Raw genomic sequence first — 9,692 nt, 5'->3', positions numbered from 1 at the left:
GAGTACTTACTTATCAAACCACGTGATTTAGAGGAGGCGAGAAAGATGGTGGCAGAGTCCGTAGATATCTACAATCAAAGACGGCCACACACTGCGTTAAAATACAAAACGCCCGATGAAGTCCATCAGGCGTTTTATGCTTAGAAAGTGTCAACCCATATCAGGACGGGTCATATTATATCGCCGTGCGAAATCGTTACTCTTGCAACTCTGGACGGTGATTGTATTGGTCGAGTGACTCTGGGTTATCGAGTGCACTTAATTGCGCGACAGCGCGACCATGCACCACATCGCGTACGGCGATTTCAGCCAGCTTGCCTGACTTGGTGCGCGGAATGTCCGTGATAGGAATGATCTTTGCAGGAACGTGTCTTGGTGTACAACTGGTGCGAATGGTCGTTCGAATCTTGCGTTCAAGGTTGTCGTTCAGATCAATGCCTGGCTTGAGCTTCACGAACAACACGACTCGCACATCGTTTTGCCACTCTTGTCCGATAACGACTGAATCGATGATTTCATCGAGTTGGTTAACATGGCGGTAGATTTCCGCCGTGCCGATACGCACACCGCCGGGGTTGAGGATGGCATCTGAACGCCCAAAGAAGACCATGCCGTTTTGCTGAGTGAGTTCGACGTAGTCTCCGTGGAACCAGATATCATCAATCTTGCCCCAATATGCGTCATGGTAGCGCTTCCCATCTGGATCATTCCAAAAACCAACAGGTTGGTTGGGGAAGCTGTTACAACAGACCAACTCCCCTTTCTCCGCTTGAACCGGCTTGCCTTCATTGTTGAAGACTTCAACATCTAGCGCTAATCCACGAACCTGACTTTGGCCGCGATACACTGGCGAAATAGGACTGCCTAACACGAAGCAACCACAAATATCCGTTCCGCCTGCGATTGAACTTAGCTGAACGTCTTTTTTGATGTTGTCATACACAAAGTCGAATTGCTCTGGTGCAAGCACAGAGCCTGTCGAGCATAAGGTTTTTAGCGTCGACAGTTTGTGTTCGTCCATCGGGAGATAAGCTTGTTTTTCCTGGGCTTCGAGGTATTTGGCGGAGGTGCCAAACAAGGTGACGCCTTGGTTATCCGTTAAACGCCACAACACGCCCGCATCCGGGTAGAACGGAGAGCCATCGAACAAGATGAGCGTCGCGCCGCTTGCAAGGGCACTTGCCATCCAGTTCCACATCATCCAGCCACAGGTGGTGAAGTAGAAAACGCGATCCCCTGCTTTTACATCTGAGTGAAGCTGATGCTCTTTAAGGTGGTTGAGCAACATGCCGCCGACACTATGGATGATGCATTTCGGCTTACCTGTAGTGCCAGAAGAATAGAGCACATATAAAGGTGAATCGAAATCGACACGGGTAAAGGTGAGTTCGGGTGCTGGCTTTTTCAAGATGGCGTTAAAGCAAGTCTCATCGGCATTGAGCGTTGCGCCACCGACAAACGGGATCACCACGAGATGCGCTATGCTGTCTACGCCTTCGCGCACTTCACGTGCTTTGGCGAGGTTATCGTGTGTCTTGCCGTTGTAGTGATAACCATCCGTGGTGAACAGAACCTTTGGTTTGGTCTGCCCAAAGCGATCGAGCACGCTGTCTACGCCAAAATCGGGAGAGGTTGATGTCCATGTTGCCCCAAGTGATGCGGTAGCTAGCATGGCGACAACGGTTTGGGCAATGTTCGGAAGGTAGCCCGCGATGACATCCCCTTGTTCAACACCGCATTCTTTTAGGTATGCAGCAACACCACTGGTTTGTTGAACAAGCTCAGCCCACGTTATCGATGTGGCGTGTTCATCTTCCCCTGAAAAGATAATCGCTTCGCTGTTAGGCATGTCTTTTGCCCATTGCAGTAAGTTTTCTGCAAAGTTGATTTTTGCATCGGGGAACCAACGGCTGTCTTTATTTGGGAAGTCGGGAGCGCGCTCAACAATTCGCTCACCCATGTCGCCGACCACGCTGGCAAAGGACCATAGGGTTTGCCAAAACGCGTCACTGTGATCGATGGACCATTGATAAAGCTGATCATAGTTGGTCAGCTTGAGTGAATACTGGCGATTGACCGTATCCATGAATTCGGTGAGGTTGGCGTTAGCGACTCTTGTGGTGCTTGGACGCCATAGAGGATGTTGTGACATGCTTTCTCCTACACATTGTCGGGGTGTGCACTGTCAAAAGCAGGTAGGGCCTGACAACGCTGTTCTATCTCTTTCAAGGTTGGGTAAGGTGTCAGGTCGAGTGCGAAACGGCGGGCATTAAACAGCTGAGGGATTAAACAAATATCTGCGAGGGTCGGAATGTCATCACAGCAGAACGCGGTTTGGCTGTGTTGTAATGTCTTTTCCAGTGCACCTAGGCCTTCACAAAGCCAATGCAAATACCAATCTAGTTTCTCATCCTCACTGTGTCCCAAAGGGCCAGTGAGGTGCTTTAACACACGCAAGTTATTGAGAGGGTGGATGTCACAAGCAATATCGTAAGCAAGTGCTCGGCACTTGGCACGCATGCTCCGGTCTGCGGGTAATAAAGAAGGAGACGGGTACGTTTCTTCAAGGTACTCGATAATCGCTAAAGATTGCGTCAATACTTGGCCATTATCTACCAAGCTTGGCACCAATCCCGTTGGATTAAGCGCTAAATAGGCGTCGCCTTTTTGGTCGCCATCCAACAAAGAAACGACCTGAGTGTGGTAACTCAGGCCTTTTAGATTCAGAGCAATGCGAACACGGTACGAAGCTGACGATTTATTGTAGTCATAGAGCTTCACAATCAGTTCTTCCTTTATTACCCATACGAGACAACCTCTTGCTCAATCTTGCCAAAAATTGAGCGACCTTCCTTGTCGTGCATCTCGATGCTAACCCTATCACCATAGAGTAAAAATGGGGTTTGAGGTGCCCCAAGATCCAGAATTTCCAACATTCGTCTCTCTGCGATGCAACATGATCCTTTTGATCGATCAAGGTTCGACACGGTGCCCGAGCCAATGATCGTCCCCGATCCCAAGTGACGGCTTTTGGCGGCGTGAGCAACGAGCTCTGAGAAGTCGAATGTCATGTCTACACCGGCATCGGGTGCGCCAAATTGTTCGCCGTTCAAATTCACCTCTAGAGGTAGGTGTACTTTGTTATCTTGCCAGTGTTCAGTGAGCTCATCGGGTGTCACGGCAACGGGTGAAAATGCAGAAGCCGGTTTGGACTGGAAGAAGCCGAATCCTTTAGCGAGCTCTGATGGGATAAGGTTTCTTAACGACACATCATTAACGAGCATCAGCAATTTTATATGCTGTGATGCGTCTTGCGGTGATACGGCCATAGGCACGTCATCGGTGATCACGGCAACCTCGGCTTCGAAATCACATCCCCATGCTTCATCGCATAAGGCGATGTCTTCTCGTGGCCCTAAAAACTTATCGGACATGCCTTGGTACATGAGTGGGTCTGTCCAAAAACTCTCAGGCATGGTGGCCCCTCGTGCTTTACGAACAAGTTCAACATGATTGACGTAAGCACTGCCATCAGCCCATTGGAAGGCGCGCGGGAGCGGTGAGGCGCAGGCGAATGGGTCGAAAGGAAAACGGCCAGATACATGGTCGGCATTGAGTGCGTCATAGCGTGCGCGCAACAGTGGGGACAAGGTATCCCAATCATCGAGAGCATCTTGCAGTGTTTTGGCGATATCAGATGCATCCACGGCTTGGCGAAGGTCGCGAGAGACGATGATGAGTTTTCCGTCTCGGCGATGTTTTAGGGAGGCCAGCTTCATTATTTACTCCTTCATTCCTTTGAAATTATGCGTTACGTGGCGGTGTGCGCCAGGACAAAACATAGTCGTCGAGTTCGGTTTGTTTGGCGGCATCTGCCATGTCTAATGGCATGCGGGTGTCAATCATGACGGCGACTTCATCCGTTTCCTTCTTGGCGTGTTTCTTCCCAGCAGCGAAGGCTTTGGGATGAGGACCGTGGGGAAAACCGCAAGGGTGATGCGTCACCATGCCAGGGTGAATATTGTCTCGGCTAAAAAATTCGCCGCGGTGGTAGAAGATGACTTCATCGTAATCATCATTGTTATGGTAGAACGGCACTTTTAGTGCGCCCGGATCGGACTCGATGGGGCGTGGCACAAACGTACAAATCACGAAACCGTTGGCGACGAATGTGGTGTGCGCGGAAGGGGGCAAGTGATAGCGATGACTCATGAGCGGGCGAATGTCTCGCCAGTTCAAGCGAAATACGGTGAGGTTACCTTTCCAACCCACAGCATCGAGCGGATTAAAAGGATAGGTTATACGGTTCATGCTATCTCGTGATTTAAGGAGAACCTGCCACGTTTCAGTATTACTTTGCTGCGCAATAAAGCGTTCATCAATGGCGGCATGTTCGAGCATTGCGGGGTCAAAAATGGCATGTTCGCCAACAATTCCGCGATCGCTATTGAGGTAAGAACCGTGTGTGGCTTCGATCATTAGCATGGTAACCGGCGCGTCAGGTTCAATTCGCCAGTTGGTCGAACGAGGAATGATGATGTAATCCCCGTCGGTGAAAGAGAGATGACCATAGTCGCAATACAAAGACCCCGAGCCTTCATGAATAAAGAGGCAATCATCGCCATCCCCGTTTCGGGCTAAATACTTCATGGCCGTATTACAACGCCAGAGTCGCACCTTTACGTTGGGGTTGCTCATTAGCAGAGGGGCTGCCATTGGGTTATTGCCCACTTCTTCTACCTTGTTGGTGTCAAACGCATGAGGACGCAGATCACCTTCCCATTCACTCCATCCTGTTGGCGCATGCTGGTGGTACATGTGCGTTGCAGGACCAAAGAATCCTTCTTTTCCGCACTCTCGCTCAAACGTGCCTTCTGGCAAGTCACAATGTGCTTGATGAGAGGTCACGCCTTCCTTGAGAGGAAATGAAAACCACTTTCGCATGCGTCCTCCTGATACTACTGCGATGAAAGGTTGTCACATAGTTTCATTTGAAACTATAATCAGAATAGTGCGAATTTTGAACAATTGGCAAGGTTTGTAGAGCAATTATTTGGGGCAACAGTGGATAAGTGATCTCAATGAAGAAGGGAGAAATGAACATGGGCATATCGCAACCTTTTCTGTTGGATGACTTTTTACCTTACAAGTTGGTGAAGACGGCATCGCATGTCGCGGATGCGCTTTCACATATCTATGAGAAGGAATTTGGAATTACACGGCCGGAATGGCGAATTCTGGCGTCTCTGGGGGCGCGAGATGGCATCAAAGCCAAGGCGTTAGCGGTTGAAACGAGTCTGGATAAAGTCAAAGTCTCTCGCACGCTCGTGGGGTTGGAGAAGCGGGAGTTAGTGTGTAAGACGCGAGATGAGCGAGATCAGCGTGCAGCGTACCTTCATCTGACAGAAAAAGGCCGCGCGCTATACGACAAAGTCGTGCCTAGGGCGAAGGAATGGGAAAAAGAGTTACTCGCTGAACTGTCGCCAGAACATTATCAAACGTTTCTGGCGATGTTGGATAGCTTGTCAGCCAAAACGCAAAAAGGGGAAGAGCGCGTTATCCGTGAACCTTGATGTCATAGGGGGAAGGTGAAGTCACTTGCCGCTTGCGAAAGTTGCATGGTCTGAAACGAGCGTATTTTTGCGAAGCGCCAATGCGGCAAAATAAGCGATCACACCAGTAATAGCATTGGCTATGGCGATGCCAATAAACATCCCTTCGGTTTGATCAAGTAGGCCGCCTATCCATGCCAGTGGCAAGAGTAATACGAATAGACGCATGAGGTTCATAATAAACGCCAGTCCTGGTTTTTTCAGTGCGTTCAATGCACTGACTAACATCATCATAATGCCTTGCAAACCGTAGCTTGCGGGAACAACCAAGAGGTAGTGCCAGAGTTTTTCTTGTACTGCGGGCTCTTGGCTAAATAAGGTGGCGATAGGGTGACTAAGCGGCACCATGGCAACAAATATGATTAACTGAAACAAAATGGAAAATCGCATTGCGCGGAACAGAGCTTCGAAGGCGCGCGATAGGTTTCCGGCACCAAAGTTTTGCGCCATTAACGGCGTGAGTGATGAGGTGAGTGCCATCATCACTATCAGTAATAATGATTCGATGCGTTGTGCCGCACCATAGGCCGCCACACTGGCCGTCCCCTGGCTTGCAAGCATTGCCATCAAAATGGCACCGAAGATCGGGTTGAGTGCATTCGACAAAGCTGCGGGTGTACCTATGGCCAGAATGTCTTTCCAATCTTGCCAAATCTTTGTCGGTGACGGCCAGGCCAGCAATTTTTCCCTCTTTACTAATACGTACAACGAGCAAAGTAAGGCGCCTGCCCAGCTGATTGCACTCGCAATGGCGGCTCCTTGTACGCCCAATTCAGGGAAAGGGCCAAGGCCAAAGATTAAAAGTGGATCGAGCACACCATTGATAATACCAGCCACTATCATGATTTTGGCAGGCGTTTTTGTATCGCCAGTTGCACGAATTGCTGAGTTACCCGCCATCGGAATAACCAAAAGCGGAATGGTGAGATACCAGACCTGCATGTAGTCATGTATTAAAGGGAGGAGTGATTCTTTCGCACCGAGCAATCGAAATAACGGATCAATATTGGCTAAACCCAGCATACTGGCGGCGAAGACCAAAAGGATGGCCAACAGCAATCCATGTCCTGAAACACGCGCCGCTTCGGTAAGGGCGTTTCTTCCAAGCAGTCGAGCGACGCTCGTTGATATGCCTACGCTAATCCCCATGGTGATGCAATTCACCGCAAAGGTAATGGGAAACGTAAAACTGACCGCTGCGAGAGCCTCGGTGCCGAGTAAGGATATAAAGAAGGTATCAACAAGACTGAATGCCAAGATCGCAACAAGACCAAACACCATTGGGATGGTCATATTTTTCAACGTTTGATCTATTGGGCCTGTGAGAAGTCCGTGTTTATCCTTCATACCGCTCTCAGATAGTTGCTTCTCTTTGGGAAGAAAAGCGGGAATGTCGATAAAGAGTAGGTTCACCTTCTTTCGTCAAAGGCTGCGCTACCCTAATCGATAGAATGTGATGCCGCAAAAGGTATTAGGCAAAAAAATGGAAAAAATTTGCAATATCCCCCTTGGGATTGAGATAACCCATCCCCACTTAAGAGGTACTTTGGAAACTACACTGACTGTGGTTTCCTCATATATTTCCCCCTATGGATCACTACATTAATTCAGGAGACGACCAATGAACATTCGTCCACTACATGATCGAGTAATCGTTGAACGCCAAGAAGTTGAGTCAAAATCTGCTGGTGGCATTGTTTTAACTGGCTCTGCTGCTGAGAAATCTACCCGCGGCGTTATTCTTGCCGTAGGTAAAGGCCGTATTCTTGAGAACGGTACTGTACAAGCTCTGGACGTTAAAGTTGGTGACACTGTTATTTTCTCTGAAGGCTACGGCACAAAGACGGAGAAAATTGATGGTAAAGAAGTCCTGATCCTGTCTGAAAACGACATCATGGCTATCGTTGAGTAATTACTATTTCATCACTGAAGAACAGATTTAAAAAGGAAGAGAGAAATGGCAGCTAAAGACGTTAAATTCGGCAATGATGCACGCACTAAAATGCTAGAAGGCGTAAACGTTCTAGCAAACGCAGTAAAAGTAACCCTTGGCCCTAAAGGTCGTAACGTGGTTCTGGACAAATCGTTCGGCGCTCCTGTTATCACTAAAGATGGTGTATCTGTTGCGCGTGAAATTGAACTGGAAGACAAATTCCAGAACATGGGCGCACAAATGGTGAAAGAAGTCGCTTCTCAAGCTAATGATGCTGCGGGTGACGGAACAACCACCGCAACCGTGCTGGCTCAAGCCATCATCGCTGAAGGTCTGAAAGCTGTTGCTGCGGGCATGAACCCAATGGATCTTAAGCGCGGTATCGACAAAGCGGTTGTTGCTGCTGTTGAAGAACTGAAAGCGTTGTCTGTTCCATGTGCAGACACTAAAGCTATCGCTCAAGTAGGTACTATCTCAGCTAACTCTGATGAGACTGTGGGTACTTTGATTGCAGAAGCGATGGAAAAAGTTGGCCGTGACGGTGTTATCACTGTTGAAGAAGGTCAATCACTACAAGATGAACTTGATGTAGTTGAAGGTATGCAGTTTGACCGCGGTTATCTGTCTCCTTACTTCATCAACAACCAAGAGTCGGGTTCTGTTGATCTAGATAGCCCATTCATCCTTTTGGTTGATAAGAAAGTATCAAACATCCGCGAACTGCTACCTACTCTAGAAGCAGTAGCGAAATCTTCACGTCCTCTTCTTATCATTGCTGAAGACGTAGAAGGTGAAGCACTAGCAACATTGGTTGTGAACAACATGCGCGGCATCGTGAAAGTTGCTGCTGTTAAAGCACCTGGTTTTGGCGACCGTCGTAAAGCAATGCTGCAAGATATCGCAACACTGACTGCTGGTACTGTGATTTCTGAAGAAATCGGTATGGAACTAGAGAAAGTGACGCTAGAAGACCTAGGTCAAGCGAAGCGCATCACTATCACTAAAGAAACCACCACTATCATTGATGGTGCAGGTGATGAAGTGTCTATCCAAGGCCGTGTTTCTCAAATCCGTCAGCAAATCGAAGATGCAACGTCTGACTACGACAAAGAGAAACTGCAAGAGCGTGTTGCTAAATTGGCAGGCGGCGTTGCAGTTATCAAAGTTGGCGCAGCAACCGAAGTTGAAATGAAAGAGAAGAAAGACCGCGTTGAAGATGCACTGCACGCAACACGTGCTGCTGTTGAAGAAGGCGTGGTTGCTGGTGGTGGTGTTGCACTTATCCGCGCAGCGAGCAAAGTTGTTGACCTGCAAGGTGACAACGAAGAACAAAACGTAGGTATCCGTGTAGCACTTCGTGCGATGGAAGCACCTATTCGTCAAATCGCGTTGAACGCAGGTGACGAAGACTCAGTTGTTGCTAACAACGTTAAAGCAGGCGAAGGTAGCTACGGTTACAACGCAGCAACTGGCGAATATGGCGACATGATTGATATGGGTATCTTGGATCCAACTAAGGTAACTCGTTCAGCTCTGCAATTTGCAGCATCTGTAGCTGGCCTGATGATCACCACTGAAGCAATGGTGACCGAGCAGCCTAAGCAAGATGGCCCAGCAATGCCTGATATGGGCGGTATGGGTGGTATGGGCGGCATGATGTAATCATCCCGTTTAAGCTAAAAACATGAAAAGCCCGCGTAAGCGGGCTTTTTTCTATATAAAGAAAAGGTTATTGAACGCTTTTCGAACGAAATATTGAGGATCCGCATTTTTACTGGCGTAGAAAGGCCTCTGTCTCAAAAATATTTCCGTGCAGAACCCGCTAGCTGTGCTTTACTCAATACTCTTCTGGTCATAAAGCCATCATATAAACGAAATTTGATTGAAGCACTGATCATCTTTTTAGACTCGGATCTATCAAGATCGTCTGTATTGCTGTGTATTTTTTAATCGAAAGCGTGGTTTTTGGGTGTTTTGTGAACGTTTGAGTGCGAAAGTGTGATTTTTTTCAAAAAACCACTTGCGCCAAATCTGGAAGTCCCTATACTGCGCCCCATCGACACGGAACACGGCGAGTTAAGCCGGTGACCAAGTCAACGTTCTTTAACAATTTGACCTATACAATCTGTGTGGGCACTCGTACTTGA

Annotated in this window: 9 protein-coding genes; 4 read left to right on the top strand and 5 right to left on the bottom strand. The window is 48.4% G+C overall.

The window, feature by feature from the left end; translation table 11 throughout:
* Window positions 1–144: integrase core domain-containing protein (locus BM082_RS23960; protein WP_139218800.1), on the top strand; the 144-nt coding region annotated here is incomplete at its 5' end.
* 52 nt (window positions 145–196) lie between these two features.
* Here BM082_RS23960 and BM082_RS23955 read toward each other — a convergent pair.
* From BM082_RS23955 to BM082_RS23940, 4 genes are read right to left on the bottom strand one after another with little or no spacing between them, the layout of a single operon-like run.
* Complete coding sequence (locus tag BM082_RS23955) at window positions 197–2,152, bottom strand: acetoacetate--CoA ligase (protein WP_074928892.1); 1,956 nt, start codon at window positions 2,150–2,152, stop codon at window positions 197–199.
* An 8-nt stretch (window positions 2,153–2,160) separates the two neighbouring features.
* Window positions 2,161–2,781: a maleylacetoacetate isomerase gene (gene maiA / locus BM082_RS23950; RefSeq protein WP_074928891.1), complete on the bottom strand. Its 621-nt coding sequence runs from the start codon at window positions 2,779–2,781 to the stop codon at window positions 2,161–2,163.
* A 17-nt stretch (window positions 2,782–2,798) separates the two neighbouring features.
* Entirely contained in the window at window positions 2,799–3,779 is a 981-nt protein-coding gene (locus tag BM082_RS23945; RefSeq protein WP_017007862.1) for a fumarylacetoacetate hydrolase family protein, read from the bottom strand.
* Window positions 3,780–3,804: 25 nt separating this feature from the next.
* A complete protein-coding gene (locus BM082_RS23940; RefSeq protein ID WP_074928890.1) occupies window positions 3,805–4,944 on the bottom strand; it encodes a homogentisate 1,2-dioxygenase in 1,140 nt (379 codons plus the stop codon).
* A 158-nt stretch (window positions 4,945–5,102) separates the two neighbouring features.
* Between BM082_RS23940 and BM082_RS23935 the strand changes: the two genes are divergently transcribed.
* Complete coding sequence (locus tag BM082_RS23935; protein WP_017014489.1) at window positions 5,103–5,573, top strand: MarR family winged helix-turn-helix transcriptional regulator; 471 nt, start codon at window positions 5,103–5,105, stop codon at window positions 5,571–5,573.
* Between the two features lie 21 nt (window positions 5,574–5,594).
* Here the strand turns inward: BM082_RS23935 and BM082_RS23930 are convergent, their stop codons facing one another.
* The gene (locus BM082_RS23930) at window positions 5,595–6,959 is read right to left on the bottom strand and encodes an MATE family efflux transporter (protein ID WP_017014490.1); all 1,365 of its coding nucleotides are present in this window, start codon (window positions 6,957–6,959) and stop codon (window positions 5,595–5,597) included.
* A gap of 274 nt (window positions 6,960–7,233) precedes the next feature.
* On the opposite strand from BM082_RS23930, the gene BM082_RS23925 reads away from it, so the two are divergent.
* Both BM082_RS23925 and groL read left to right on the top strand, forming a co-directional pair.
* Entirely contained in the window at window positions 7,234–7,524 is a 291-nt protein-coding gene (locus tag BM082_RS23925) for a co-chaperone GroES (RefSeq protein WP_017007858.1), read from the top strand.
* Between the two features lie 45 nt (window positions 7,525–7,569).
* Complete coding sequence (gene groL / locus BM082_RS23920; protein WP_017014491.1) at window positions 7,570–9,207, top strand: chaperonin GroEL; 1,638 nt, start codon at window positions 7,570–7,572, stop codon at window positions 9,205–9,207.
* Window positions 9,208–9,692: the final 485 nt, after the last annotated feature.

Origin of the sequence: Enterovibrio norvegicus DSM 15893 (genome assembly GCF_900115495.1) — a bacterium.
Classification (GTDB): Bacteria; Pseudomonadota; Gammaproteobacteria; order Enterobacterales; family Vibrionaceae; genus Enterovibrio; species Enterovibrio norvegicus.
This window is presented reverse-complemented; position numbering and strand designations above follow the sequence as displayed.